Here is a 26,900-nt window from a genome sequence, read left to right on the forward strand (position 1 = left end):
AGGCGTCCTCGGCAGCGGCCGGCACGAAGCTGATCGCCCCCGCCAGCCCGCAGGCAGCCGCCAGCGGCGAACCCCCGCACGGGCCGCGCGCACGGATGCGCAAGACCCTGCTCGACGCCGCCCAGCAATTGATGGCGCAAGGCGTCACGCCCTCGGTCGCCGAGCTGGCCGAACACGCGCAAGTCTCGCGCGCCACCGCCTACCGCTACTTTCCCAGTCAGAGCGCGCTGATCGCCGCCGTGGTGGACGAAAGCCTGGGCCCCATCCTCGCGTGGAATTCCGATGCGCCCGACGCGGCGGCCCGCGTCGACGAGTTGTTGCGCTTCGCGTATCCGCGGCTGGCGGCGCACGAGGCGCCGCTGCGCGCTGCCATTCAGGTGTCACTGCAACAGCATGCGCAGGCCAGCGCCGGCAAGGCCGGCGCCGAGCCCCAACTGGTGCGCGGCCACCGCGTCGACATCCTCAGGCGCGCCATCGCACCCCTGGCCGCCGACCTGACACCGGCGCAGCAGGACCGCGTCGCGCAGGCGCTGTCGCTGGTGTACGGCACCGAGGTGTTCCTGGTGCTCAAGGACATCTGGAAGCTCGACCTGCCCGAGGTCACCGATGTGGTGCGCTGGACCGCGAACGCCATCATCACGCAGGCGCTGGCCGAAGCCCGAGCCGCAAAAAAATAGCTGCTGAAGGCAACGCCAGGCGCACGGAAAACGACATCCGGCGCGCCACTGTCATTCCCACGTCATTCCCCGCCCGCATAGTTGCGCGCTTTGCGGCATGCGCGTTGCATGCCGACATGACGTTGGAGTGTTGTAGATGCAGTTCGAAGTATCCCGCCTGCGGCGAGCCCTCATGCCCTTGTCGCTGGCTTGCGTGACCCTGCTGAGCGCTTGCGGTGGCAGCGATGACGATGACGAGGTGGTCACCCCTGAGCCGACGCCGCCCGTCGTGACCGACCCGACGCCGCCCGCAGAGCAACCCAAGCCGGTCGAAACGGGTGCGTGGTCCACGGGCGATCTGCACGTGCACACGTTCCAGTCGGACGACGCGCAGGTCAGCCTGGAAAGCGCGCTGGATCAGGCGTTCGACCGCTACAAGCTGGACTGGGCCGCCATCTCGAACCATCTGCGCCTGTCCGCCCGCGACCATACCGGCGTCAACCTGCCCGGCGGATCGATCCCGTTCTCGCAAGGCATGGCGCAGTACGAAGTGCCCTACATCAAGCAGGCGCAGGCCGCGGGCCGCTACGCCGGCAAGATCATCTTCTCGTCGTTCGAATGGGACATGCCGACGCATGACCACGTGAACATCGGCATCGGCTACAACGATCCGCAGTCGCCCAAGTCGCTGGAGGCCGTGGCCGAGTTCGAGTACCTGTTCACCAACCGTGATCCCAACCTGTTCGACCCGCTGCTGGTCTCGCGCCTGTCCGGCGAAACGCGCGCGTTCACCACGCACGCCGACTCGCTGGCCGCGCTGAAGTGGCTGCGCGACAAGTACCCCGACAGCTACATGCTGCTGAACCACCCGTCGCGCTACGCGGGCAAGTACACGATCGCCCAGCTACGCGAGATGAACGACCTGGCCCCGGGCGTCTTCTTCGCGATCGAGGGCATGGTCGGCAACCAGATGGAACCGGACCGTGGCGGCTACGCCACCGCCTACACCAATGCCTTCCTGCCCAACCGCACCTATGGCGGCGCCGATTACCTGGTCGCGCACCTGGGCGGCACGTGGGACGCGCTGCTGGGCGAAGGCCGCCGCATCTGGAACGTGGCCGATTCGGACTACCACTTCCGCACGAGCCAGGGTCTGTACAGCAGCGGCTACGCGCCCGGCGAATACTCGAAGACGTACGTCTGGAAGGACGGCGACAACATGGCGGCCGTGGTCACGGGCCTGAAGAGCGGCCGCATGTTCGGCGTCTTCGGCGACCTGATCGACGCGCTGGACTTCCAGGCCAAGGGCGCGGCCGGCGCGGTGCACATGGGCGGCGAACTGCAGGCGGCCAAGGGTGAAACCGTCGAGGTCACGATCCGCTTCCGCAGCCCCGAGCGCAACAACTACGAGTACCCGATCGAAAGCGGCAACCCCACCTACGTCAAGCCCACCGTCAACCACGTGGACCTGATCGTCGGCGACGTGACCGAACGCGCCGCACCCGGCACCCCGGAATACGACGCCGACACCAACCCCACGACGCGCGTGCTGGCCCGCTTCACCAAGGCCGACTGGAAGGTCGACGAAGATGGCTACAACGTCATCACGACCACGATCAAAGCCGACAAGAGCCAGTACCTGCGCCTGCGCGGCACCAATCTTGGCGTGGACGTGGCAGGCGAAACCGCAGCGGGCGAACCGCTGCCGGACGCCAAGGTCGATTTTGCCGACAACGCGGCGCGCTTCAACGCCATCAATGCCCGCAACTACAACGACCTTTGGTTCTATTCGAACCCGGTGTTCGTGACGGTCGCGAAGTGATGTGATTGCCCAGCGCCGCGCCGATCTGTTCGGCGCGGCGGCGCTGCGGCGCGGCGGCGCAGACAAAAAAATGCCCGGCTACGCGCCGGGCATTTTGCTTATTGCAGCGCGATCACTGCAACGTGCGGGTGAAGACGAACTGGCCATCCTGCCAGTCCACTGGGACCACGTCGCGCGGACCGAACCTGCCTTCCAGGATCAGGCGCGCCACCGGGTTCTCGATCTGCTGCTGGATCGCACGCTTCAAGGGGCGCGCGCCAAACACCGGATCGAAGCCAGAGCGGGCCAGTTCGGCCAGGGCCGGTTCCGTCACCTCCAGCCGCATCTCCTGCTTTTCCAGGCGCTCGCCCAGACGGCGAAGCTGGATGCGGGCGATGGACTCGATGTGCTGCGCTTCCAGGCCATGGAACACCACCACTTCGTCGATGCGGTTCAGGAATTCAGGCCGCAGCGTCTGCTTCAGTTCATCCCACACCACTTCCTTGACCACGTCGTACGGCTGGCCAGCCAGCGTCTGGATATGGTGCGAACCCAGGTTCGACGTCATGACGATCACCGTGTTGCGGAAATCGACGGTGCGGCCCTGGCCATCGGTCAGGCGGCCGTCGTCCAGCACTTGCAGCAGCACGTTGAAAACGTCCGGGTGCGCCTTTTCGACTTCGTCCAGCAGCACCACGCTGTAGGGCTTGCGCCGCACGGCCTCGGTCAGGTAGCCGCCCTCTTCGTAGCCCACGTATCCCGGCGGCGCGCCGATCAGCCGCGCCACCGAATGCTTCTCCATGAACTCGCTCATGTCGATGCGGATCATGTGCTCTTCAGAGTCGAACAGGAACTCAGCCAGCGCACGCGTCAGCTCGGTCTTGCCGACGCCGGTGGGGCCCAGGAACAGGAACGAGCCATACGGCCGCGCCGGATCCGCCAGCCCCGCACGCGAACGGCGGATGGCGTCGGACACGAGGCGCACGGCCTCGTCCTGACCCACCACGCGCTTGTGCAGGAACTCTTCCATGTGCAGCAGCTTTTCGCGTTCGCCCTGCATCATCTTCGACACCGGAATGCCGGTGGCGCGCGACACGACTTCGGCGATTTCCTCGGCGCCGACACGCGTGCGCAAGAGGCGCGGACGCGATTCGTCGCCTTCGGCGTTTTCGGCGGCCTCGGCAGCGCCCACCTCGGCGGCCTTCAGACGTGCCTCAAGATCCGGCAGCTTGCCGTATTGCAGCTCGGCCAGCTTGTCGAATTGGCCCTTGCGCTGCAGTTCCGCCATTTCGGCGCGGACGCTGTCGATCTCTTCCTTGATGGCTTGCGTGCCTTGCACCGCGGCCTTCTCGGCCTTCCAGATTTCCTCGAAGTCGTTGTACTCGCGCTGCAGCTTTTGCAGCTCGTCCTCGATGACGCCCAGGCGGCGCTTGGAGGCGTCGTCCGTTTCCTTCTTGACGGCCTCGCGCTCGATCTTGAGCTGGATGATGCGGCGGTCCAGCTTGTCCATCACTTCCGGCTTGGAGTCGATCTCCATGCGGATGCGCGCACCGGCCTCGTCGATCAGGTCGATGGCCTTGTCGGGCAGGAAGCGGTCGGTGATGTAGCGATGCGACAGCTCGGCGGCCGCGACGATGGCCGGGTCGGTGATCTCGACGCCGTGGTGGATTTCGTAGCGCTCTTGCAGGCCGCGCAGGATGGCGATGGTGGATTCCACGTCGGGCTCGTCGACCAGCACCTTCTGGAAGCGCCGCTCAAGCGCCGCGTCCTTCTCGATGTACTTGCGGTATTCGTCCAGCGTGGTGGCGCCGATGCAGTGCAGCTCGCCGCGCGCGAGCGCCGGCTTGAGCATGTTGCCCGCATCCATCGCGCCCTCGGCCTTGCCCGCACCCACCATGGTGTGCAGCTCGTCGATGAACACGATGTTGCGGCCGTCGTCCTGGCCCAGCTCTTTCAGCACGGCCTTCAGGCGCTCTTCGAACTCGCCGCGGAACTTGGCGCCCGCCAGCAGCGCCGCCAGGTCCAGCGACAGCACGCGCTTGCCGCGCAGGGTCTCGGGCACTTCGTCGTTGACGATGCGCTGCGCCAGGCCTTCGACGATGGCGGTCTTGCCGACGCCGGGTTCGCCGATCAGCACGGGGTTGTTCTTGGTCCGGCGCTGCAGGATCTGGATGGTGCGGCGGATTTCGTCGTCGCGGCCGATGACCGGATCCAGCTTGCCCTGGCGGGCGCGCTCGGTCAGGTCCAGCGTGTACTTGGAAAGGGCCTCGCGGTTGGCCTCGCCTTCCGCGCCCGACACGTTCTCGCCGCCACGCACGGCGTCGATCGCCGCTTCCAGGGCCTTTTTCTGCAGGCCCGCGTCGCGCAGGATGCGGCCGGCCTCACCCTTGTCGTCGGCCAGCGCAAGCAGGAAGAGTTCGCTGGCGATATAGGTGTCACCGCGCCGGGAGGCTTCCTTGTCGGTACGGGTCAGCACGCCCTGCAGGTCGCGGCCCACCTGCACGTTGTCTTCGCCCTGCACCTGCGGCAAGCCCTTCAGGGCGGACTCCAGGGCCGGGCCCAGTCGGTTGACCGCCACACCGGCACGCGCCAGCAAACTGCCCGCGCCACTGTCGGAATCCGACAACAGGGCGGACAGCACGTGGACAGGTTCGATATAGGGATGGTCGTTGCGGGCGGCCAGACTTTGGGCGTCTGCCAACGCTTGTTGAAACTTGGTCGTCAGTTTGTCGAATCGCATAATGGTCGTATTGGCTTGTGGGGAGCCTGACCGATCCGTGCCGGCTGGCTCGATAACCTGAATATGTGGCCGGGTGAGACAATTTCAACACCCGGCGCCTCTCATGGTCTTCTTCGACGTGCACCAGCAAACAGAGCAATGAGCATATACGTTTTTGTGTACGGCACCCTACGGGCCGGCGAAATCAACGACCTCGCCCGGGCGGCCGCAGCGCGCGGTTTGCCGGCCGCAAGCCACGTCGGCGCGGCCAGCGTGCCCGGCATGCTGGTCGATTTTGGCGACTGGCCCGGGCTCATCCCCGTGCAGGACGGCCGGCGCGTGCGCGGCGACGTTTTCCAGGTGGAACCGGCGTTGATCGCCCTGATGGACGAGATCGAGGAATACCAGCCCGGCAAGCCCTGCTGCTTCGTGCGCCGCACGGTTTCCGCCAGTCTGGAAGGCGCCGGCCCGACCAGTCTGCTGCCCTGCGAGTACTATCCGATCAACCCCGCGTTTCGGGCCGCGGCGGTCGATATCGCCGGGGAAGACTGGATTGCTCATCGCCTTTCCAGAACAAAGCAGGACGCCCGGTAAGACACCCGTAGTAACAACGGACTACAATAGACGCCTGTCTCGTGCTTCACACCCGTTCCGGCGCCCGCCGTGCAATGGGCACTCTAAAGGTCATCGTATGCAAAAACGGGTCCCCATTGCCCCTGATGCCGCCCACTGTTCCACGTGCATGCTGGGTCACGTCTGCGTTCCCGTGGGCATGGCAGCCGCCGAAGTCGAAAAGCTGGACGAACTGGTCAAAGAGCGCGTCCGCGTGGAAAAAGGCAAGACGCTCTTTTCGCTGGATCATCCGCTCGACGCCGTCTACGGCGTGCGCTTCGGCAGCTTGAAAACACAACTTGAAGACGCCACCGGCCAGATCCAGATCACCGGCTTCCATCTGCCCGGCGAGATCGTCGGCATGGACGGCATGCTGGATGGCAAGCACGTGTCGGCCGCCGTGGCCCTCGAAGATTCCGAGGTCTGCGTCATCCGCCTGAACGAAGTCGATCGCGTCGCGTCGCACCTGCCGTCGCTGCAACAGCAATTCCGCCGCCTCATGAGCCGCGAGATCACCCGCTCGCACCAGATGCTGGCGTCGCTGGGCTCCATGCGGTCGGAACAGCGCCTGGCCGCATTCCTCTTGAACCTCTCGCAGCGCTATGCGTCGCTGGGCTACTCGTCCACCGAGTTCGTGCTGCGCATGAGCCGCGAAGAAATCGGCAACTATCTGGGCCTGACGCTGGAAACGGTCAGCCGTCTGTTCTCGCGTTTTGCCCGCGACGGCCTCATCAAGATCAACCAGCGCGAAGTCCGCATCCTGGACCTGCCCGCGCTCAAGCAACTGCTGGGACTCGAAAGCTGCTGAGCGGTCGCCGCGCCATGCGCCGCGCGCCTGCCACTTCCCTGACCCGCACGGCGCTGGCGGCCTCGCTCGCCCTGGCCACCCTGCTGGCTTGCGGCGCTGCGCATGCGCAGACGCCGCTGCCCGACCCCTACGACTACGACGAAGCCACGCCCGTGCCCAAGCGCGCGGCGCCGCTGCGCTGGCAGGCCGTTGAACTGGGCCGCCCCGGAAACCGGTACAAGATGCCGGTCTACGCCAACCGGGATCTGGCCAAGGACGACCTGCGCGGCATCAAGCAGGTGCTCATCGTCATCCACGGCGTCAAGCGCGACGCCGACAACTACTACGAAACCGCCGCCGCGCTGGTCGCCGCCGACCCGGCGCGCGCGGGCGACACGCTGGTGCTGGCCCCGCGGTTTTCCGGCTCGATCGACTCGGGCTTCGCGGGCATGGCCGCCTGGCGCAAGGCCAGCTGGGAAGACGGCCAGGAAAGCGTCCAGGCCACGGGCCGGCCCGCCCCCGTCACCTCGTTCCAGGTTCTGGACGACCTGCTGCGCAGCCTGGACGACCGCAAGCGCCTGCCGTCGCTCGCCGGCCTGGTGCTTGCCGGCCATTCGGCCGGCGCGCAGTTGGTGCACCGGTATGCGGTGCTGAACAACGTGGACGGGGTGTTGCGACGCGACGGCCTGGCCCTGCGGTACGTAGTCGCCAACCCCTCTTCCTATCTGTACCTGACCAACGAACGGCCACGCGCCGACGGCAAGGGCTACGCGCCCTACGAGCGCGGCATCTGCCCCACTTACAACCAGTACAAGTACGGCACGGACAAGCTGCCCGCCTACGCCGGCGAATCCGACGATTCCCGCCTCTTCGTGCGCTACGCGGCGCGCGATGTGGTCTACCTGCTGGGCGGCGCGGACAACAACCCCGAGCACCGGCTGCTGGACAAAGCCTGCGGCGCCGAAGCCCAGGGCGCCACCCGGCTGGCGCGCGGCACGGGCTACGTCCAGTACGAGCACGTGCTGGCCGCCCGAGGCTCCAAGCCCGTCCCCCTGCGTCACAGCGCCTTCGAAGTCGGCGGCGTGGGCCACGACGGCAAGCGCATGTTCGGCTCGGTCTGCGGCGTGCGAGCGCTGCTGGGCGGCGACGCCCCGGCCAGCAACACCGCCGCGGCCTGCGACATCATCAAGCCGCGCGGCAAGTAACGCGCTTCACCCCTAGGGAAAGTCCGAAGCCATCGAGCTTGACACGCGCTTGTGGCAGACCTAAAACTTAACCTTATGGTTAAGTTAAATGATGATGCTCTCGATGCCATCTTCTCCGCGCTGGCGGATGGCACGCGCCGCCGGGTGCTGGCGGACCTGGAACAGGGCTCGGCCTCGGTCAGCACGCTGGCCCGACCCCACGCCATGTCCCTGCCCGCCTTTATGAAACACCTGCGGGTGCTGGAAGAGGCCGGCCTCATCGCGCGCGCCAAGGACGGGCGGGTCGTGCGCTGCACGTTGTCTCCCGAACCCATGCGCGCCGCCGCCGGCTGGCTGGCACGTTACGAAAGGTTCTGGACCGGCCAACTGGATTCGCTGGCGCGATATCTCTATCACGAAGAGGAAATCCACCCATGGAAAACCGAATCTCCCCCCTCGAGCTGCGGCTCCAGCGCCGCTTCGACGCCCCCGTCGAACGCGTCTGGCGAGCCTGGACCGACCCGCAAGCGCTGATGCGCTGGTTCGGCCCGGCAGGCACGCAACGCGTGTTGCTGGCCGAAACCGACGTGCGCGTGGGCGGCGCTTATGAAGTCGGCTTCATCACCGCAGACGGCGGGGAACACTACGCCAGCGGCCGCTACCAGGAAGTCGCGCTGCATCGCCGTCTGGTGTTCACCTGGGCGTGGCGCGACACACCGCAGGAAACCTCACTGATTACGCTGGACTTCACCTCGGCAGACGGGGGCACCGAGCTTGCCTTCCTGCAGGCACCGTTCGTCGACGAGCCCACCCGCGACGGCCACGAGAATGGCTGGTCCGGCGCCATGGACCGGCTGGCGGACCACCTGGCCGGCAGGGCCTGAACCTGGCGCCCCGGATCCGTACGCCGGATCCGAACTTGACCCCCGGGTCCAAGCGCCCGGCACGCAAAGGAGACGCACGATGCAAACCGATCATCCCGTCGTATCCCGCCCCCAATGGACCGTTGCCCGCGAGGCGCTGTTGCGGCGCGAAAAGGAACTGACCCACGCCTCGGACGCCCTGGCCCGCGACCGCATGGCGCTGCCGTGGGTGCGAGTGGAAAAGCCGTACACCTTTGAAGGCGCGCACGGCATGCAAGGACTGGATGCCCTGTTCCACGGCAGGCGCCAGCTCATCGTCTACCACTTCATGTTCAGTCCGGACTGGGAGGACGGGTGCGTGGGCTGCTCGCTGCTGGCCGATCATCTGGACAGCGCGCTCATGCACCTGCGGCACCACGACGTGACGGTGGTGGCCGTCTCGCGCGCGCCGTATGCCCGGCTGGCCGCCTTCCAGGCCCGCATGGGCTGGCAGTTTGACTGGTACTCGTCAGCGGGCAGCGATTTCAATTTCGACTTCGAAGCCTCCGTGCCGCAGGCGGATGGCGCCGTCGAGGAACGTCCAGGGGCCAGCGCGTTCTTCCGTGATCCCGACGGCGAAATCTTTCACACCTACTCGGCCTTCGAACGCGGCGTGGAGCGCCTGGCGGGGGCCTACAACTACCTCGACATCGCGCCGCTGGGCCGCAACGAAAACGGCCCGTATTTCGATGTTCGCGACTGGGTGCGCCACCATGACCGATACGGCGACACCCCGCGCCAAGCCTGCCACGACCACCGCTAGGCCGCGGGCCACAGCCGGCATGGCTGGCCTGTGGCTGGTGTGCCTGGCGGCCATGGGCGCCGGACTGATTGTGGACACGTGGCGCACCCCCGCCGCGCTGTTGGCCAGCGAGTGCGGTGCGCCGGGAACGCTGGCGCAACTGGCATGGCGGCACGTCGTGCTGATGCCGGCCAGCTCGGCCGCGATGGCGCTGGCGGCGCTGCTGCCCTGGTCCCAGCTGGCCGGGACTCGATGGCCCTGGGTTCAATTGCTTTGGTCCCGCGTGCCTCAGACCCGATGGCCCTGGCTGCGGCTGCAAGCCGGCGAACCGCCGCTGGCAAGCCGGGTGCTCTGCCTGGTCCTCATGATGTTCGGAATGGTGCTGGGCGCGCGCCTGGGCGTTCAGACGGCGCAGGCGCTGGGCGCTGCGCCGTTTTGGGGAATGGTGCTGGGCATGGCGGCAGGAATGGCCGCAGGCATGGCTGCGACCCTGTTGCCGGTCGCCGCGGTCAGCGCCTGGCGCCGGTAAGCGGGCGAACCGCGGGCGGCGCGGTCTCGATCAACGCGGCGCCGGGCGCCTGGATTTCCAGCGCCGACGTCGCCTGGGCCACGCACGGCAGGATCCAGCCCTCTTCCTTTTCGTCGCGCGACAGGCCGGGCCATTCGATGCCGTACACGATCGATCCGTCCAGCATCAGGCACATGCAGGCGCGGCAGGTGCCATTGCGGCACGAACTGGGCAGCTTGATGCCCGCAGCCTGCGCCGCCAACAGCACGGACGTGCCGGCCGGCGCGTCAAAGCGCAGGCCCGAGGGCTGGACGAGAACCGGGTGCGAGCACATCGTCGTCAGGCTGCCCGCCGCCGCTCAGGCGACGTTGTCCTGCCAGTCCAGCTTCCAGGCGCCGGACAGCACGTTCTGCATCCACAGTACGCAGGTCAGCGTCTTGGCGTCGGTGACCTCGCCTTGGCTGCACGCCGCCAGCAGCTCCTCGGGGTGCTTGCTGATGACGTCCAGAAATTCGTCCTGGTCGAGCTGGCGCTCGCCTGCCCGCAGGCCGCGCGCAAAGAAGATGTGAATGATTTCAGTGGAATAGGCGATGGCCAGGTGCAAGGCGCCCGCATGGGCCCACTGGCCGGCGGTATAGCCCGTCTCCTCCAGCAGTTCCCGCTTGGCGCATACCAGCGGATCCTCGCCCGGATCCAGCTTGCCCGCGGGAAATTCCGTCATCACGCGGCCGACGGGATATCGGAACTGCCGCTCGAGCAGCACCCGGCCGTCGTCGAGCAGCGGAATCACCACCACCGCCCCCGGGTGCACCACGTACTCGCGGATACCGGTATGGCCGTTGGGCAGGCTGACGGTATCGCGGCGGATCTTCAGGAAGCTGCCGTCATACGGGGCCTCGCTTTCGAGGAGCGTTTCGACGAGATGGGTATCGGCGGGTCGGGTCATGAGGACGTCTGGATCGGAAACTGGGAGGAGCGGCGAGCCGTTGCCGGCACGCCTGGCAGCTTACCACCGCCCCGCCGGCGGCCGGTCAGCCGAACTTGCGCGCGGCATCCAGCGCAAGACCCGCGCCGATGCTGCCGAACAGGTCACCTTCCACGCTGCGCGCCTCGGGCACCAGCCGGGACACGCTTTCGCGCAGGCGCGGCACACGGCTTGAGCCGCCCGTGAAGAACACGGTATCCACGTCCGCCGTCGACACGCCCGCATCGCGCAGCAACTGGCCCACGGTGGTCTCGACCTTGTCGATCAAGCGTCCCACGCTGGCGTCGAACGACGGGCGCGTCACCTCGACACCCAGATCCGGCGCCACGCGCGACAAGTCGATGCGCGCGGCGGGCGCCTCGGACAGCGCGATCTTGGCTTCTTCCACCTGCACCGCCACCCAGTGGCCCGCACGCTCCTTCACCAAGTTCAGCAGCAGATCGATCTTCTGGCGGTCGCCGGCCTCGGCGCGGATATAGGCAAAATGCTCGGCCGCCTTGCGCGTGTAGGCCTGGTTGATGGTGTGCCAGCAGGCCAGGTTGCCGTATTGCGTCGACGGCACGTCCTTGCCGCTGCGCAACTGGCTGCCCAGACCCAGCAGCGGCATCACGTGCGCCAGGCTCAATTGCTTGTCAAAATCCACCCCGCCGATATGCACGCCGCCGTAGGCCAGGATGTCGTCGCGGCGGTCCGGCTTGGCCGCGCGGTCCGGCCCCAGCCGGATCAGCGAAAAGTCAGACGTCCCCCCGCCGATGTCGATCACCAGCACCAGTTCCTCGCGGCTGATCTGCGACTCATAGTGGAAAGCGGCGGCCATCGGCTCGAACTGGAATTCGATGTCGGTAAACCCGACGTTGCGCGCGATCTCTTCCAGCGTGTCCTGCGCCGTCTTGTCGGACGCGGGATGATCGTCCACGAAAAACACCGGACGGCCCAGCACGGCACGGGTAAAGCCGCGCCCGGCGGCGGTCTCGGCGCGCGCCTTCAATTCAGCGATGAAGCGCGTCAGCAGGACACGGAAAGGGATGGAACGGCCCTGCACTTCCGTCGAGCCGTCGATGAGCGAGCTGCCCAAAAGGCTTTTCATCGAGCGCATCAGGCGCCCGTCGTAGCCCGCCAGGTAGTCGGAGATGGCCGCGCGGCCATAGCTGACCTCGGCGTCCTCGTCGTGAAAGAAGATGGCCGACGGCAAAGTGGTCTTGCCGTCCTCCAGCGCGAGGAGCGCATGTTGGTCGGGACGGCTCCAGCCGACGGTGGAATTGGAGGTGCCGAAGTCGACGCCGCAGGCGGTGGAAATCATGGGAATTCAGGCGCTTAGAGCAAAACGGCGCACAAGTGTACCCGCTCTGGCTCCGGCCCTGGATTCCCCTGGGGGCTTATTGCTGCTGGCGGCGCTGCTCCAGTTCGCGCAGACATTGCTCGACGCCGGCCTGCATCTGCGCATTCGACGTGGCTGCGCGGTCCGACACCGTACGGCAGCGCTGGAACTCGGCCTGGCTTTGGGGCGTGTCGCGGATCGGTGCGGGCGGCGGGGCTTCGGGCGTTACGGTCATGCGCAGCGTCGAGGGTGGCGACAGGCTGCCCTGGGCCGAGGGAAACTGCATCTCCTGCGTGGCGCCGGGCGCGACGTTCTGGGCCTGGGCAGCGCCCGCCGCGCACAAGGCGGCAAACAGGAAAGCGGATACGTGTTTTTTGTTCATGGCGACCTCGGTTAGATGAGTCAGCGCCCGGGCCGAGGGCCGGGCGCACCGCCTAATCGTATCCCCGGTGGATGGCAGGCGTCGTGCCAAGACGCAACATCATCCCCGCCAGTTGTTTCCTGCGGTTTCCGCGGCGGGTCTCAGGATGCGCGCCGGGTCTTGCGCAGCGAATCCAGCAGCGATGACAAACCGTTGTGATCCAGTTCGTGCATCAAGGCCAGCAAGCGGCCCAGCTCTCCCGGCGGAAAGCCCTTGCGCGCGAACCACGCCAGATACGGTCCGGGCAGGTCGGCGATCAACCTGCCCTTGTACTTGCCAAACGGCATGTCGCGCGTCACCAGCAGCGCCAGCAGTTCGGGATCCATCACATTCATCGCGACGCACCGCCGGTAAAGAGATCAGCGGCCGGCGCGAGGCGCGTATCCAGGTCCCATCCCGGCTCACCATGCGCCAGTTCGGACCCGGGACTTTCATGCTGGACGTAAACGACCGGCGCACCGGCCACACGGGCGCGTTCGGCCAACGCATTGATGCGGGCCAGCACCTGCGCGGCCTCGAAGGGCGGCGGTGAGGTTTCGAACAACGCGCGTTGCACGTCGATCACGATCAGGGCGGATGTCATGGGAAGGGCGTCAGGGGGAGGACTGGATCACAATGCGCGGCTCGCACCGTACCGGAAAATTCACCGAATTGGCAATGAAGCAGAAGTGATGCGCGCGTTCGTGCAGCTGTTCCGCGAGCGCGGCGTCGTCGCCCGCGCCGATGGTGACCTGGGGCCGCAACGTGACCGATGCAAACGCGCCGCCGCGTTCCGGATCTTCCTGCATGACGCCTTCGGCCTCGTCCCGATAGGCCTGCACGGTCACTCCTTCCACCGCGCACAGGTGCAGATACCAGAGCTTGTGGCACGCCGATAGCGAGGCCACCAGCATATCTTCGGGATTCCAGCGCGAGGCATCGCCGCGAAAGGCGGGGTCCGACGATCCCGGCACGTCGGGCTTGCCGGCGGCCTGGATGACGTGGTCGCGGGAATAGGCCGCGTAGCCGGCCGTACCGGCGCCGGTGTTGCCGGTCCATTCGACGGTGACGCTGTAGTGATGTTCGCCTTTCATGCTGTAGTCCTGTTGCCTTGTGGTTTTGTTGCCTTGTGGTTCTGTTGCCTTGTGGTCCTGTTGCCTTGTCGCCTCGTGGCCCTGTCGCCTTGTGCCGCTATCGCTGCGCCGGCAGCCTGTGATGCCAACGCACGCGCAAGGAAGGCCGAGCTTAGCGCACGCCTGCCCGTGCCGGTTGGATGTTTATGACACGCATCGGCCTTACATCCCGTTTCAGCATGGGCCCGTTACTGTCCGTATCGTGAAGACGCGTCTGGCCATCTGAGATCAGCCAATAAGCCAGTCCGTCACACAGGAGCTCGCCATGATGAAAACCACCCTGACCTGCACCCTGAGTCTTGCGCTGCTCGCCGGCTGCGCCCCGTCAAAGCCCATCACCGCCCGATCGGTGCCGGTAGACCACCACACCTCCCGCGACTCCCTGGACTGGCCCGGCAGCTACGAAGGCACCCTGCCCTGCGCCGACTGCCCCGGCATCCGCGCCCGCCTGACGCTGATGAAGGATGGCCGCTACGAAAAGCTGACCCAGTACCTGGACCGCCAGCCGCAGCCCGAGATCGTGACGGGCACCTTCAGTTGGGAGTCTGACGGCAGCACGATCCGGCTGGACGCCGCAGGCGATAGCCAGCGTTACTTCGTCGGCGAGAACCAGGTAACGATGCTCTACCGCGACGGCACGCGCCCCACCGGCCCGCTCGCGGCGCACTACGTGCTGCGCCGCGTGCAATAAGCCATCGCGCCGCCGCCGGCTTTGGGGCTATCCTCTGGCATCGACCGCGCCCGGCGGCGCGTTTCATCCAGCAAGGAAGCCATGAAGACCGATCACGAAATGCTGTCTGCCTTCGCCCCGACAGGCGTGCTGCGCGCGTCCATCAACCTGGGCAATCCCATCCTCGCCAACACCGATCCCGCCACCGGCCAGCCTGGTGGCGTGTCGGTGGACCTGGCCACTGAACTCGCGCGCCGGCTCGACGTGAAGCTGGAACTGGTGGTCTTCAAGTCCGCCGGCGAATCCGTTAATGCCGTCGCCGCCGAACAGGCCGACGTAGGCTTTTTCGCGATCGACCCGCTGCGCGGCGAACAGATCGCCTTCACCGCCCCGTATGTCGTTATCGAAGGCGCTTACCTGGTGCGCCAGGACTCGCCCATCGTCAACAAGGACGAGGTCGACCGCGCCGGCCTGCGCGTCGTGGTCGGCAAGGGCAGCGCCTATGACCTGTACCTGACGCGCGAACTCAAACAGGCCGAGATCTTTCGCGCCCCGACCTCGCCCGCCGTCGTCGACACCTTCGTGCAGGAAAACATGGAGGTCGCCGCGGGCGTCAAGCAACAGCTCGAAGCCGACGCGCAGCGTCTGGGCGGGCTGCGCCTTCTGGACGGTCACTTCATGCTGATCCGCCAGGCCATGGGCGTGCCCAAGAGCCGCGGCGCCAAGGCCAGCGCCTACCTGGCCGCCTACGTGGAAGCCATGAAGAAATCCGGCTTCGTCGCCGAAGCGCTCGCACGCCACAAGATCCAGGGCGCCGCCGTGGCGCCGCTGGAACCGGCGGCGCAGGCGCAGGCCTAGGCTGCCTCGCGACAACCTGCCGCACCGCACGCCGGGCGCTTTCATGCAGAGGCGCCCGGGCCGCAGCGCAGCAATAATGTGCGTCCGACCATCATAGGCGCACGCGGAACGGGACGGATAGAATCTGGGTTATTGCAGGTGATCACCAACCACGAGTCTGGAAGCCAAATGAAAAAAATTCATGCCACTGCGATTATTTCGGACAACGCGATCATTGAAGACGGTGTCGAAATTGGTCCCTATGCTGTCATTGGGGACGCTGAGATAGGCGCGGGTTCGATCATCCACCCTCACGTCGTAATCGCCGATGGTGTACGGCTTGGCAAAAACGTCGAAGTTTTCCCAGGGGCATTTCTGGGTAAGGAGCCCAAGGGCGCTGGAGCCATCGCCCGACAGCCAGAGTTCGCCCGCAAGATCGAGATCGGCGACGAATGCTCGATCGGCCCCCACGCGGTGGTCTTCTACGACGTAAAAATCGGCCGCAATACACTTCTGGGCGACGGAGCGTCGATCCGCGAAAAATGCATCATCGGCGAGCGATGCATCGTCAGCAGATACGTCACCATCAACTACGAGACGACGATTGGCGATCGCTCCAAAATCATGGACAACACTCATATCACTGGCAACGCCGAAATTGGTGAGGACGTGTTCGTCAGCGTTATGGTGGGCACCACAAATGACAACCTCATCCGCGCAGGGTTTGGGGATCATATCTCCGGCCCCGTTATCGAAGCTGGAGCGTTCGTCGGCGCGGGCGTGACTTTGCTACCTGGGGTGACCATCGGCGCGAAGGCCACCGTCGCCTCGGGTGCTGTTGTCACGAAGTCTGTTGAAGCTGAGGGCACCGTTGCCGGGGTCCCAGCACGCCCGATGCGTCGCACCGGAAGCCCCGACTGAGTACTTCGCCCAAGTCAATACTGGGATCTGGATGTCCAGCCATCAATAGCCGCCACTTTTTATCTTTTTCGAGCAGGCCTTTGATCACATGAACGACGAGGGCAGCCGCAACGTCGGCGCCCTGCCGGACAAAGTTCATGCCCAAGCCAGGTGATGGACGCGTTTGCCCACAGGTACGGGCGCGCGAACTGGCTTGTCACTTCTCACCTATTAGCCGGCCAAGGTCGAGGATGCAACGCTTGGCGACATCCGGCGATGTCTGGCAAGCATGCGAACGAACAAGGGGCAGGCCCGATGGCTCTGGCCGGCCATTCAGACCGAAGGACGACCGAAATTTACCCGCGTGAAAAGCGCAGAAAATTGGTGCTGGTCCGCTGCGTTACCGCTTCAACACTGAATGGTGCGTCACGCCTGCAGAAGAATTCCCAACCGGCTATTCCACGTGTCGCCGTAAGCCTTGCCAGCGACCGGAATATGGATCAATGGCCGTTTCAGGTCATTGGTGGAAAAGTCGAAGTGAACGTTCAGGAACGACAGGTTTCCATTGCCTGACTTCTCCGTCCATTTGAGCTGCCACTTGCGGATATAGGAAAAGTCCAGGACTTCGCCCGGGTCCTTTGCGCCATCGACCATGCACAGTTTCTGGCTCTGCGGGTCGAACGCAATGACCACCTTCTTAGCTTTGTCGCTCAGAATCAACTCGCTGTCGACGCTGTCTTCCGGAAACGCCGTACCCGACCGCTGATTGTGCTCGCGAAACTTCGCCAACAAAGCCTTGTGCCGCTTCTGCTGACGATGCACGGCCCAGGCGATCAACGCGACGATCGTCAGCACGATGGAGATGATATTGAACATGGAGCTGGCCCCCTGATGGCCGATAAACGCTGTACCGGCGTTAACGGCCGCAAAGGCGAAGAACTTTAGCCAGCAGTTATGATGCAAGCCATTCATCGCGCACCACGAAGGTTCTTCCGCATGGCCGTCTCGCCCCGCCCGTCCCTCGCCATTCTTCTCATCATCGCCGCGTGCGCCAGCACGTCCGCATTTGCCGACGACGGCTGTGTCGCGCGCGTCGATGCAGAACTGGCCCGCATCAAACAGGCTCAGGACGTCCAACGCACGCGCGAGGCTGCCAATAATCTGGAACTGAATCGGGAGCTATGCCAAGGCCGGCTGGACCTGCTGGACGCGCGTTTTGCCTTGAGCGACGACTTCGAAGCGTGCCGCCGCAACGGCGTGCAGTTTTCGGATCAGGTGACGCGCAACCTTACGGGCGCGTCTGATGATCTGAGCGGTATGAAGGCCTCGTGGATCCGGACCTGCGGCCTGCACATGAAAGACTGATAACGGTACTGAAATACCGGCCGGGCATTGCGCAAGGTTTTCATTACCGTCGGCGAATACCGGTGCAGCTTGCGCCCTTGATGGCGCCAAGTCCTGAAAAGACACCGCGACCGCAACCGCTCAAGCGGTCACAATCGCGGCCATCATCTTCTTGGCTCTTACGCCGCCTGCTTGGCGGCATCGCGCGGAAAGAAAATCGCGCGGCTGGGATCAAAGCCATACAGGGATTCGTACTCCGGCGCATCGGCCGCCAACGCAAGCACCGATTCCAGAATGAAGTCCGCCTTAGCGTCAGACAGCAGCGCGCTGAAATTCAACCGCACAAAGCCGGGCTTCTCGATCTCGCGGCCGTCCATGATGGCCTGCCGCATCTGCAGCGACTGCGCGTCGTCGATATCCAGCAGACGATGCACGTAGGGTCCCGCGCAAGCGCATCCGCCGCGCGCCTGAATGCCGAAGCGATCGCTCAACATGCGCGTCACCAGTTGCTGATGCACAAACCCGCCCTTGCCGTTGCGCACCCGGAAAGAGAAGATCGGCAAACGGTTCGCCGTCAACGACCCCAGCAGCTCCAGACGCTCCGAGCCCTTCCAGGCGGCAAGCGCGCGCTGCACGAAGTGCGCATGGCGCTCCTGCATGAATTCCGCGCCCAGCGCTTCCTTCACCAGCACTACCAGTGCAGCGCGGATGTCCCCCACCACATTCGGCGTACCCGCTTCTTCCCGAGATTCCAGACTGCCGCTGTAATCATGTCCCACAGGCGAAACGAACTTCACCGTGCCGCCTCCCGGCCAGGTCGGCGTCGTGTCGAGCACTGCGTCGCGGCGCACGATCAACACGCCCGAGGCCCCAGGACCGCCGATGAACTTATGAGGTGAAAACACGATAGCGTCGATCTGCGCATCCGGCGCCGGCGACATCCGGATGGGCAGGTACGGCGCGCCGCCCGCATAGTCCCACAACATCTTCGCGCCGGCAGCCTTCACACGTCGCGTGATGCCCGCGACGTCCGCCACGATGCCCGTCACGTTCGACGCCGCCGACAGCGCGCAGACCACCAGCGCATCTTTCGGCGCGTCCAGCGCCCGCGCCAACTGCGCCAGATCCGGGCCGCCTTCGGGGCTTTCTGCCAGTTCAACGATCTCGGCGCCGCATTCGCGCCACGGCAGGATATTCGAATGATGCTCGTACGGTCCGATGATGACCCGAACCTTCCGGCCGGCAGCCACCGCCGCGTTCACGCCGAACAGATTCACCAGCCGGTTGATACCCGACGTTGCGCCCGACCCCGAGAAAATCACCGCATGCTCATCGCCGGCGCCGCAGCACCGCGCGATGACGGCGCGGGCCTCGCGCCGCAGCCGGGTGATGAAGCCGCCGCAGAACGAAGCCTCGGTGTGCGAATTGGCGTAATACGGCAGCACCTGTTCAAGCACAAAGCGTTCGACCTGCATCAGCGCCCTGCCCGATGCGACGTAATCCGCGTAAACCAAAGGCTTGGACCCGAAGGGCCCGTCAATGAAGGCGTCCTTGCCGATAAGCCCGTCGGCAAGCGCTGCCGCGATATCGGAAGACTTCAGGCTGTCTTGAAACTGCTGCAACGGCGAAGCCGGGACGCGTACAGGCGCCTCGGCAAAAGGCATATTCATGGCGGGATGGATCCGAAAAGTACGCAAATATCATACGATGGATGCCTTGATGAAACATCACCGTTTTTTTGCCATAAGTTCATGAAAACGGGTCATATGATCGAATTTATGGAAAAAATAGACAAACTTGATCTGAGCATCATCTCCTGCCTGCAAAAAGACGGCGCCCTGTCGCAGCGCGAGCTTGCTGATCAGGTCGGCTTGTCGCAGAACGCCTGCTGGCGACGGCTTCAACGATTGAATGCCTGCGGCATCATCCGCGGCACGCGGGCCGAAGTCAGCCTGGTTGCGCTGGGCCTGGACCTCACCGTCTTCGTCATGATCCGCACCAGCCACCACGCGAAGGCCTGGGCTGATGGCTTCCGAAAGCACGTCGAGCGCCTGCCGGAGGTGACGGAGTTCTATCGCATTGGCGGCGATTGGGACTACCTGATCAAAGTCGTGTGCCGCGGCATGGTGGGATACGACCGGTTCTATCAGAAGCTGATCACGGACTTCGAGTTGTCGACGGTGACGGGATTCTTCAGCATGGAAGCGATCATCGAGAACCGGCCGCCGGATCTGCGGATGCTGGAAGATTGAAGGGGTACGCGGTAGAAGCGATGGCGCTTTCGGCGGTTGCCCGCCGACAAGGCGGCGCGGTGTAATGGTTGCCGGTCACTCGTTGAAGCGCGGCGCGGTGTATCGGTTGCCAACCACGCATTGATATTCGCCTCGTGCTTCGGGCGCCGGCAGCCCGCTGGTGGCAGTCACGTAGGCCAGTCATCGGCCCGCATTTGAAATAAACTGCGCACAATGCGCCCAGGAACTTTCCCGCCGCGCGTTGTTCGAATTCCCCTCATTCCCACATCGTGGAGACCCGTCCGGCCATGACCCTCTAAGCCCTCCCCCAGATCACCGCTTGCGCTGCGCGCAACGCGTCTTATCGAATCCGGAGAGCTTCTTATGGCCCAGTCTTCCCGCGCGCCCGCACCGGCGCATTCCCAGCCGCAATCCTCGGCGCCTTTCCTCAGCCTGCGTCACGTCAGCCATGCGCTGCCCGATGGACGCATTCTGCTCAATGACGTCAGCCACGACTTTGACGGCAGCACCCGCTATGGCCTTATCGGCCGCAACGGTGCGGGCAAGTCCATGTTGCTGCAATTGGCGCACGGCGCCATGGGCTTGCAAACCGGCCGCATTATCCGCCGCGGCCGCATCGCGTACGTACCTCAGGAACAACCGCGAACCGCCGCCACCACATTGGCGGACGTCGCCGGCATTGCGCCGATCTTGCAGGCCTTGTCCCACATCGAAGCCGGCAGTACTCGCCAGTCAGACTTCGATCTGGCCGAAGGCCATTGGCGCATCCGTGATGAATGGACCCGCATGCTGGCCGACGCCGGCTTGCCCGCGTGGCAGCCCGAGCACCCCGCCTCGATTGCCAGCGGCGGCGAGCTCACGCGCGTCGCACTCGCAGGCGCCCTGATGCAGAACCCCGACGCCCTGCTGCTGGACGAACCCAGCAACCATCTGGACGCAGGCGCACGCTGCTGGCTCATGGACCAGATCGCCGCCTGGCGCGGCGGCTTGATCGCCGTCAGTCATGACAGGACGCTGCTGGACGCCATGTCCTGCATTGTCGAACTGGATCGCGGCACACTCACCACATATGCCGGTAACTACGCCGCTTACCGCGCCCACCGGGACTGCGTAGCCGCCGCGCTCGAAGCGTCCCTGGCTCACGCACGCAACGAACGCACTGCGAGCCTGCGCGCGCTGCGCCAACAGCACGATGCCCAACAACAACGCACCGCCCGCGACGCCCGCAAGGCCCGGGATGCAAACCAGGCGCCGATCCTGCTGGGGATGAAGAAGGCCAACGCCCAAGCTCATGCCGGCCGAGAGAACATCCGGCGGCAAGAGACCGTTGCCGCGTTGGACGATGCGGTAAGGCAGGCCGCTGCGCAAATCGATCAATCGGCAGGCATCGCACTGGCCTTGCCCGAAACCGCCGTGCCACAAGGTCGCCGCGTGCTGCATCTGGAGCATGCGAAACCGCCCTATCCAGTGGAAGCATGTGCGTTAACGGTGACGCTGTCTGGCCCGTTCCGGTTGGCCATTCGCGGGCCGAACGGATGCGGCAAGAGTACGTTGCTGTCCATGCTGGCTGGGGAATTGGCGCCGCACGCAGGCGTATGCGACGTCCGCGTGCCGACCGCCATGCTGGATCAGCGGGCGTCCGTTATGAAGGAAGACAAATCGCTGCTGGAGACGCTGCAGGTGCTGGGCGCCACGTTAGCGGAAGGCGAGCTTCGCAGTCGATTGGCATTGCTGGGCCTAGGGCCTGAGCTGGTCAGTGCGCCCGCAGCGACATTGAGTGAAGGGGAACGCCTCAAGGCTGCGCTGGCGTGCGCGTTGTGGCGGAAGACGCCCGCGCAATTGCTAATGCTGGATGAGCCGACCAATCATCTGGATATTCAGTCGGCGGAGACGCTGATGGACGCGCTCCGGGAGTATCCCGGTGCGATGGTGGTGGTCTCGCATGATGAGGCGCTTTTGGAGGGAATTGCGCCTACACATGAATTGGCGTGGCGGCCGGCGGGATGGCAGTTTGATGAGTCGCCGGGCGTGCCGACGTGACACAAGCCGTCCCACCGGCCGGATCGCCTAGGCATTGGCGGTGCTAACGACGAGGGTGGTTGTCGGCAGCGAAACTTCTTGGTTACTCCGCGGAAGCGGAATTGGAATCGGGAAACAAGAATATCTCGGAGTACACCGGTTCGCTCCAGGAATGGTGTCTCGTGCCAAGCTCCCTGTACGCCTCTTCATAGTCTTCAAGCAGGCCAGGATACGCAAGGAAAGTCTGGTCGGATTTCCCGTAGACCCGAGAAAAACTGCGCGACATCAGCGCATTTACATCAGCGTCCTTCAACGCATACTCGATGATGGTCATTGGCTTGTACGTGTCTGTCGCGGACGCCGCGCCATATCCGGTGCCCAGGCGCAGCAACGGCTGCATGTACCCAACAGGCAGTTCCAGCCGAACAGCCGACTCAGTTGTGGGCCTCGGTCTTCACCTACGTCTCAACATGAAGGGTTGGCTGTACGTGGCCTTCGTCATCGACGTTTACGCTCGGCACACCTCGGCTGGCGAGTAAGCAAATCCATGACGAAAAACTTCGTGTTCGATGCGCTGGAGCAGGGGCTATATGCCCGACAGCATGGCATCTCTGATCCACGACTGCGATAGGGGATCGCGATACGTCAGCATCCGCTATGCTATACCGAGCGCCTGCACTTATCGGACGGCTAGATTTCCCCTGCTGACGCTGCGGCAAACCATTACAACCGACTCGGCAAACCGGCCGACGAGGCTATTCCACTTTGACCAAACGGCGTGCGCGAAAACCGTAGCGATTCACTCGCCTGCACCAGTCCCTCTTGCACCTACTCCGGAATGATTTTGATCTCACTCCATAGTGGTTGCAGCCCTAAACTCTCCATATAGGTCCCAAAATCGACAAAGTCCTTGACTCCGATATCTTCGTATAAAAACCATGATGCCTCACACTCTTGACACACGAACAAGCAAGTATCGCCAGCTATGATCCTGGCCTTGACAATATCTCCCTGCTCACACCTAGGACACAACATATAAATCCTTCTACTTAACAGGATAGGCGGTAATCACTTGATTGGTCCCAGGCCGAACAATAATTTTAATATTCGTTTCCCCCAAAGTGCCGATGGGTCGGCCCATCGGGACAACATATGCACCCGGATCACCGACGACGGGACTACCTTTCTTAAGCCATGCCTCATCGACAACTCTTAATATTTCTCTTCTATCCATACTAAAGACGCTATGCGTTGTCTTGGCTGGGTTCGGCTTCGCATGCTCTAAAACATGCAAAACTCTGTTTCCTTGAACCGACCCTTGTCCATAATCTAGGCCAGCTGGCGTTGTCCAAGTCCGGGGTACCCTCGTCAAACGTTAGCTTTACTGCACCACCTGACGCTTTTGCACCCTTTATCGCGCCAGCAACCGCACTACCCACCAGGATAGCCCTTTCGGCCACCTCCGGACTCACACCATATCGGTTTTGCAGATCAACGGCAATTTCAGTGTGAATAACGACGCTAGCCGCTTCGGCGTTCTGTATGAAATAAACGCCCAAGTCATCTTTGAGAGCATCTGGAAGATCCATGCCGAGCAACCTGTCTAACTGCTTTCGGTACTCGGCAGACTGCTCAACAAACTCGCCAAAACGTTCCCTGCAGGCGTTTGGATCGTCGGCACATACAGCTATCATGACTTCCCGAGTCTCTATACTTAGCTCGCGAAACTTTTGCTGTACCTGATCACAATTGCCGATCGCTTCGCAGGCAGTCGCTTCTGCTTCAAATTGCTTAATCTGGGACAGAGTTAGAGCGTTATTCGTCAACTCAGTCACCGCAGCAATAGTGCTCGTGGAGGTGTCCACAGAAATTGCTTCGGACATACCAGCCACAATACTGGCAATCAAGTTTCCCCGTGCTTCTCGTTCCTCCGACGACAGTTCATCTCCCGAAGCCACGCTTATCAGTTTGGCCAGCACTGAACTTGCCGCAGCCCCCATGGCACCAGCGGCACAATTTCCGCTGCTTGCCGAGGCTCCCGCGCACGCCACAACCCCATGCAGAAGGGCGCGCGCCGCATCCGAGTCTGCCCCAGAGCCCATGGAATCGGCGAGCTTCTTCACCTGCGACACGCCCAAACTCTGGAGATAATTCACAGCTGCCGCTTGCACGAAGCCAGCACCGCCACCTGTCACGTTACCGCTTGCCTCCGCGGAGATCGCGCCCAAAATGCGGCGATAGGTACCAGACGGCCCCCACTCTCCATTAAGCTTGTCCGCCGCCACAGCAGCCTGATCCCGTTCAGCCTGTGACAGCGTCTGGTCCTTTGCCCTCGCCTTCAGCGCGTCAATTTCCTTCGCCCGATTCGTCAAGAACTGCCCTGCCTGCCGCTGGGCTTCCGACGCAATCTCAAACCCCGCTTCGATCTTCTCCTTATCAAAGATCGGCTTAAGCGCATTCAACGTATCCGACGTATCCCGGTTCAATGAAGCAATCGCCTCCGCAGCCGTCTTGCCGGTCAGCGCTAACTGCCCCGCCTCATCACGAATAACGATCGTGCCGCCGCTGATGCCGCTTTGCGTCGTTGAACTGCTGTTGCCGCTGGCTGCGACCACGATCGGTGTACCCATTCCAAAGCCGCTACTGCCCGTGGAAATGGACGTCCCCGCATCTTTACTCGCGCCGCCGGCGACCTCGCCGCCCTTGGTTGTGCCCAGGCCTGAATCGCCCGCTTTAGCGCCGCCAAACCCGAACCCGCCTCCGATCGACACCTGGCTGCCGCTGTAGCGCGCCGTGTTCTTTAGATCTTCAGTGACCAGCGTCCCAGTCGTAAGTTTGTTGAGACCGTCGGCGACCGCCTTGTCGCTGCTGGCGATGACGCTGCCGATGAGCGTGGTGTTGTTCTTGACGTCGATCAGGAAGCCGCCGTCGCCTGCCCACAAACCCGTCTGCTCCGTCACGGTCTTGAAGTTGCTGTTCATCTTGCCGGTGCTGGCGTTGGCCGAGACACTGCTCGAGCCCGCGCAGTACGGAGGGATGCACAGCGTCAGGCCGAAGCCCGCGCTTTTGTTCTTGGAGTCGTATTCGCTGCTGTCCTGCAAGCTCTCCAGCAACAGATTGCCGCCGACCGATGCGATGATCTGGTCGGCTTTGCCCGAAGCGCCTTTAAGCGTGGTGTCGCCGCCGGACTGGATCGCCAGGACATTGCCCGCAGTGACGTTGGTGTTGGTCCAGCTTTCGTCCTTACCGTTGGCGTTGCCTCGACCCACGGACGCACCCAGTTCGAGCGTCCACCCGTTTTGCTGGCCGCCAGTGGAGTAGCCGATACCGATGCTGGCGCTGCTGCTCTTGCTGGTGGTCTTTTGCTCGAAGGCGTTGCGCGCAGCCTCCAGCACGATGTCACCTTCGGCTTTGAGCACCGCGTTGTTGCCGACCGACAGCGTCGAACCCGTGACGGTGATGTCCGAGTCCTTGCCCGCGCCTTGCGCAACGATGGTCAGGTCCTTGCCTGCGGCGACGGTCGACCCGAAAGCATTTGATGCGTTGCGATCGGTCGTGCTGCTGCTCTTGCTGCTACCCAGGCTGAGCTTGATGCTGACGCCGCCGAGCTTGTCGATTTCGTTGGAGGAGCCCGGCTTGGCTGCTTCGGCCGCAGCGGCTGCCTTGGATGACGCTTGCACCGCGTCGTAGGCATTGACTGCCGCTAATCCTGTGGTGACTCCCGCCAGGCCCTGCATGACGGCGTTATCTGACTTGCTCGCCGCATCGGCCATGCGCACCCCCGTTTGCACGGAGCTGACGACAGGGTTGCTCGCCGTGAGCGTCAGCCCCGTCTGCTTGATCTCATGGAATTCGCGCTCCTGGGTAGTGTCCAGCGCGGCGCCGATGTTGACTTCCTTGCCGATCAGCGTGATGTCGCCTTGGCGGGCGATGACGTTGCTGCCGGTGATGTTCAGCGCGTTGCCGGCATTGATCAGGACATCACCTTCGACGCTGCCCACGGTGCTGACATTGTGGAAGACCTTCTTGCTGTCGAGCGAGTCCGTCTGTTTGCTGGTGCCAAAGCTGAACCCGCCCATGGCGCCAAAGCCGGATTTCTTGACCATCTTGTAGTCGTAGCCGTCCTGGGCGTTCTGGCCGGGCAGGATGTTGACGTCGCGCTCGGCGGACATCACCAGATCTTTCTGCGCGCCGACATTCGAGCCCGATACGTTCAAGTCGCGGCCTGCCATCAGCACGGCGGTGTCGCCAGTGAAGGTGGTGGCCAGGGATTGCTCCCAGTCGCGGGCTGTCTTGGTGTGCGTCGTCTTCGACGACATGAACCCTGTGGTCTTGTAATGGGTCTCGTCGTACGCCGAGCCGGTCTGCACGCCCGCCATCAAGTTGATATCCCGGCCGGCGCCGACAGCCAGCTGATCGCCCGCCGTGACATCCGCGGCGCGGGCATTGACGTCCTCCCCTGCGATCAGCGTGAGGTTGCCGTCTGCCGCGATGGATGAACCGACTTCCGAGCTGGTGCTCAGGTCGTGCCGGTTCTTCTTGTTGCGGACCAGCGATTCGCCGTGGCTTTCCTGCAGCGTGGTCAAGTTGATGTCGCGGCCTGCCTGCAGGCGCGCGTCTTCGGTCGCGGTGACCTGCGCCGCCGTCAGGTTGATGTCGCGGCCGGCTTGCAGGCTGAGGTTGCCGGCGTCCACGCGGGACACGCCCGAGACGTAGGAACCCCAGGTGGCGCCGTTGTTCTCGGACGCGGACGTGGAGGTCAGCGCGACGTCGCGGCCGGCCGACAACGCAACGTTGTTGCCCTTGATGAGCGATACCAGATTGGTCAGGTCTTCGCGCGCTGCGAGGTCGACGATGGCGCCCTGGATTAGACCGCCGGCCTGGTTGACGATGTTGGCGGCAGTCATGACGGTGGCGTCGCGAGCCCCGATGGTGCCGCTGTTGGTGATGTCGCCGTCGGCGGGCGGCCGGCAGAGACGGCGGCACCGCTGACGGTGCTGCTTTGGCCACGGCTGGTCTGGCTGGAACTGCTGACGCCATCGTTGATGTTGATATTGACGCCGCCGCCTTTGGATGGGTCTTTCGCCACCGCGTTGTAGGCATTCTTCACGGCCAAACGGCACTAGAATCT

At 64.0% G+C, this 26,900-nt stretch carries 28 protein-coding genes and 1 pseudogene; 16 read left to right on the forward strand and 13 right to left on the reverse strand.

From position 1 onward, the window contains the following. Positions 1 to 29: 29 nt before the first annotated feature. Both HV681_RS13375 and HV681_RS13380 read left to right on the forward strand, forming a co-directional pair. Positions 30 to 677, forward strand: coding sequence for a TetR/AcrR family transcriptional regulator (locus HV681_RS13375; protein ID WP_175123695.1), 648 nt, complete (start codon positions 30 to 32; stop codon positions 675 to 677). A 136-nt stretch (positions 678 to 813) separates the two neighbouring features. Next, on the forward strand, positions 814 to 2,478 hold the full coding sequence (locus HV681_RS13380; protein ID WP_175123529.1) for a CehA/McbA family metallohydrolase domain-containing protein: 1,665 nt from the start codon (positions 814 to 816) through the stop codon (positions 2,476 to 2,478). A gap of 112 nt (positions 2,479 to 2,590) precedes the next feature. On the opposite strand, the gene clpB is transcribed toward HV681_RS13380, so the two are convergent. Continuing rightward, positions 2,591 to 5,197 carry an ATP-dependent chaperone ClpB gene (clpB, locus tag HV681_RS13385; protein WP_175123530.1) on the reverse strand — a complete coding sequence of 869 codons (2,607 nt, stop codon included), beginning with the start codon at positions 5,195 to 5,197 and terminating at the stop codon, positions 2,591 to 2,593. Between the two features lie 138 nt (positions 5,198 to 5,335). Between clpB and HV681_RS13390 the strand changes: the two genes are divergently transcribed. From HV681_RS13390 to HV681_RS13420, 7 genes are all read left to right on the forward strand, one after another. Further along, positions 5,336 to 5,770, forward strand: a complete 435-nt coding sequence (locus HV681_RS13390) for a gamma-glutamylcyclotransferase family protein (RefSeq protein WP_175123531.1) — start codon at positions 5,336 to 5,338, stop codon at positions 5,768 to 5,770. A 97-nt stretch (positions 5,771 to 5,867) separates the two neighbouring features. Then, positions 5,868 to 6,596, forward strand: a complete 729-nt coding sequence (gene fnr / locus HV681_RS13395; RefSeq protein WP_175123532.1) for a fumarate/nitrate reduction transcriptional regulator Fnr — start codon at positions 5,868 to 5,870, stop codon at positions 6,594 to 6,596. 14 nt (positions 6,597 to 6,610) lie between these two features. After that, positions 6,611 to 7,780, forward strand: coding sequence for a hypothetical protein (locus tag HV681_RS13400; RefSeq protein WP_175123533.1), 1,170 nt, complete (start codon positions 6,611 to 6,613; stop codon positions 7,778 to 7,780). A 75-nt stretch (positions 7,781 to 7,855) separates the two neighbouring features. Then, positions 7,856 to 8,293 (forward strand): ArsR/SmtB family transcription factor, encoded by a 438-nt coding sequence (locus HV681_RS13405; RefSeq protein ID WP_175123534.1) that lies wholly within the window; start codon positions 7,856 to 7,858, stop codon positions 8,291 to 8,293. Next, positions 8,194 to 8,643, forward strand: coding sequence for an SRPBCC family protein (locus tag HV681_RS13410; RefSeq protein ID WP_175123535.1), 450 nt, complete (start codon positions 8,194 to 8,196; stop codon positions 8,641 to 8,643). The genes HV681_RS13405 and HV681_RS13410 overlap by 100 nt, the downstream gene beginning before the upstream one ends. 79 nt (positions 8,644 to 8,722) lie before the next feature. After that, positions 8,723 to 9,424, forward strand: a complete 702-nt coding sequence (locus HV681_RS13415) for a DUF899 domain-containing protein (protein WP_175123536.1) — start codon at positions 8,723 to 8,725, stop codon at positions 9,422 to 9,424. Positions 9,425 to 9,443: 19 nt separating this feature from the next. Beyond that, positions 9,444 to 9,932 (forward strand): hypothetical protein, encoded by a 489-nt coding sequence (locus HV681_RS13420; protein ID WP_175123537.1) that lies wholly within the window; start codon positions 9,444 to 9,446, stop codon positions 9,930 to 9,932. Here the strand turns inward: HV681_RS13420 and HV681_RS13425 are convergent. The 7 genes from HV681_RS13425 to HV681_RS13455 all read right to left on the reverse strand — a co-directional run bounded on the left by HV681_RS13425 (position 9,913) and on the right by HV681_RS13455 (position 13,708). Next, positions 9,913 to 10,245 carry a 2Fe-2S iron-sulfur cluster-binding protein gene (locus HV681_RS13425; RefSeq protein WP_175123538.1) on the reverse strand — a complete coding sequence of 111 codons (333 nt, stop codon included), beginning with the start codon at positions 10,243 to 10,245 and terminating at the stop codon, positions 9,913 to 9,915. The genes HV681_RS13420 and HV681_RS13425 overlap by 20 nt on opposite strands. 24 nt (positions 10,246 to 10,269) lie before the next feature. Continuing rightward, entirely contained in the window at positions 10,270 to 10,857 is a 588-nt protein-coding gene (locus tag HV681_RS13430; RefSeq protein WP_175123539.1) for an NUDIX domain-containing protein, read from the reverse strand. A gap of 85 nt (positions 10,858 to 10,942) precedes the next feature. After that, complete coding sequence (locus HV681_RS13435; protein ID WP_175123540.1) at positions 10,943 to 12,196, reverse strand: Hsp70 family protein; 1,254 nt, start codon at positions 12,194 to 12,196, stop codon at positions 10,943 to 10,945. A 76-nt stretch (positions 12,197 to 12,272) separates the two neighbouring features. Then, on the reverse strand, positions 12,273 to 12,596 hold the full coding sequence (locus HV681_RS13440; protein ID WP_175123541.1) for a hypothetical protein: 324 nt from the start codon (positions 12,594 to 12,596) through the stop codon (positions 12,273 to 12,275). A gap of 140 nt (positions 12,597 to 12,736) precedes the next feature. Continuing rightward, positions 12,737 to 12,961, reverse strand: coding sequence for a DUF3820 family protein (locus HV681_RS13445; protein ID WP_175123696.1), 225 nt, complete (start codon positions 12,959 to 12,961; stop codon positions 12,737 to 12,739). A gap of 5 nt (positions 12,962 to 12,966) precedes the next feature. After that, the gene (locus HV681_RS13450; protein ID WP_175123542.1) at positions 12,967 to 13,218 is read right to left on the reverse strand and encodes an isochorismatase family protein; all 252 of its coding nucleotides are present in this window, start codon (positions 13,216 to 13,218) and stop codon (positions 12,967 to 12,969) included. A 10-nt stretch (positions 13,219 to 13,228) separates the two neighbouring features. Next, positions 13,229 to 13,708, reverse strand: coding sequence for an OsmC family protein (locus tag HV681_RS13455; RefSeq protein ID WP_175123543.1), 480 nt, complete (start codon positions 13,706 to 13,708; stop codon positions 13,229 to 13,231). Positions 13,709 to 14,012: 304 nt separating this feature from the next. On the opposite strand from HV681_RS13455, the gene HV681_RS13460 reads away from it, so the two are divergent. From HV681_RS13460 to HV681_RS13470, 3 genes are all read left to right on the forward strand, one after another. After that, complete coding sequence (locus HV681_RS13460) at positions 14,013 to 14,438, forward strand: copper resistance protein NlpE (protein ID WP_175123544.1); 426 nt, start codon at positions 14,013 to 14,015, stop codon at positions 14,436 to 14,438. A gap of 81 nt (positions 14,439 to 14,519) precedes the next feature. Next, positions 14,520 to 15,275 carry an ABC transporter substrate-binding protein gene (locus tag HV681_RS13465; protein WP_175123545.1) on the forward strand — a complete coding sequence of 252 codons (756 nt, stop codon included), beginning with the start codon at positions 14,520 to 14,522 and terminating at the stop codon, positions 15,273 to 15,275. A 168-nt stretch (positions 15,276 to 15,443) separates the two neighbouring features. Further along, a complete protein-coding gene (locus HV681_RS13470; protein WP_175123546.1) occupies positions 15,444 to 16,175 on the forward strand; it encodes an N-acetyltransferase in 732 nt (243 codons plus the stop codon). A 405-nt stretch (positions 16,176 to 16,580) separates the two neighbouring features. Here HV681_RS13470 and HV681_RS13475 read toward each other — a convergent pair whose 3' ends face one another. After that, entirely contained in the window at positions 16,581 to 17,030 is a 450-nt protein-coding gene (locus tag HV681_RS13475) for a hypothetical protein (protein WP_175123547.1), read from the reverse strand. A gap of 120 nt (positions 17,031 to 17,150) precedes the next feature. On the opposite strand from HV681_RS13475, the gene HV681_RS13480 reads away from it, so the two are divergent. Beyond that, positions 17,151 to 17,519 carry a hypothetical protein gene (locus HV681_RS13480; protein WP_175123548.1) on the forward strand — a complete coding sequence of 123 codons (369 nt, stop codon included), beginning with the start codon at positions 17,151 to 17,153 and terminating at the stop codon, positions 17,517 to 17,519. Between the two features lie 158 nt (positions 17,520 to 17,677). On the opposite strand, the gene HV681_RS13485 is transcribed toward HV681_RS13480, so the two are convergent. Then, positions 17,678 to 19,120: an aminotransferase class V-fold PLP-dependent enzyme gene (locus HV681_RS13485; RefSeq protein ID WP_254594955.1), complete on the reverse strand. Its 1,443-nt coding sequence runs from the start codon at positions 19,118 to 19,120 to the stop codon at positions 17,678 to 17,680. Positions 19,121 to 19,264: 144 nt separating this feature from the next. Between HV681_RS13485 and HV681_RS13490 the strand changes: the two genes are divergently transcribed. Together HV681_RS13490 and HV681_RS13495 are read left to right on the forward strand one after the other, a co-directional pair. Then, complete coding sequence (locus tag HV681_RS13490; RefSeq protein ID WP_175123698.1) at positions 19,265 to 19,750, forward strand: Lrp/AsnC family transcriptional regulator; 486 nt, start codon at positions 19,265 to 19,267, stop codon at positions 19,748 to 19,750. Between the two features lie 363 nt (positions 19,751 to 20,113). Beyond that, positions 20,114 to 21,790, forward strand: coding sequence for an ABC-F family ATP-binding cassette domain-containing protein (locus HV681_RS13495; protein ID WP_175123549.1), 1,677 nt, complete (start codon positions 20,114 to 20,116; stop codon positions 21,788 to 21,790). A gap of 82 nt (positions 21,791 to 21,872) precedes the next feature. On the opposite strand, the gene HV681_RS13500 is transcribed toward HV681_RS13495, so the two are convergent. Beyond that, the gene (locus HV681_RS13500; protein ID WP_175123363.1) at positions 21,873 to 22,169 is read right to left on the reverse strand and encodes a hypothetical protein; all 297 of its coding nucleotides are present in this window, start codon (positions 22,167 to 22,169) and stop codon (positions 21,873 to 21,875) included. A 20-nt stretch (positions 22,170 to 22,189) separates the two neighbouring features. Between HV681_RS13500 and HV681_RS13505 the strand changes: the two are divergent. Further along, positions 22,190 to 22,431, forward strand: a pseudogene (locus HV681_RS13505) (DDE-type integrase/transposase/recombinase); the annotation flags it as partial. Between the two features lie 582 nt (positions 22,432 to 23,013). Here the strand turns inward: HV681_RS13505 and HV681_RS13510 are convergent. Together HV681_RS13510 and HV681_RS13515 are read right to left on the reverse strand one after the other, a co-directional pair. Next, on the reverse strand, positions 23,014 to 26,676 hold the full coding sequence (locus tag HV681_RS13510; RefSeq protein WP_217467849.1) for a hemagglutinin repeat-containing protein: 3,663 nt from the start codon (positions 26,674 to 26,676) through the stop codon (positions 23,014 to 23,016). Then, complete coding sequence (locus HV681_RS13515; protein WP_175123550.1) at positions 26,673 to 26,879, reverse strand: hypothetical protein; 207 nt, start codon at positions 26,877 to 26,879, stop codon at positions 26,673 to 26,675. Before HV681_RS13515 ends, HV681_RS13510 begins: the two co-directional genes overlap by 4 nt. Positions 26,880 to 26,900: the final 21 nt, after the last annotated feature.

Origin of the sequence: Achromobacter animicus (assembly GCF_902859585.1) — a bacterium.
Classification (GTDB): domain Bacteria; phylum Pseudomonadota; class Gammaproteobacteria; order Burkholderiales; family Burkholderiaceae_B; genus Achromobacter; species Achromobacter animicus.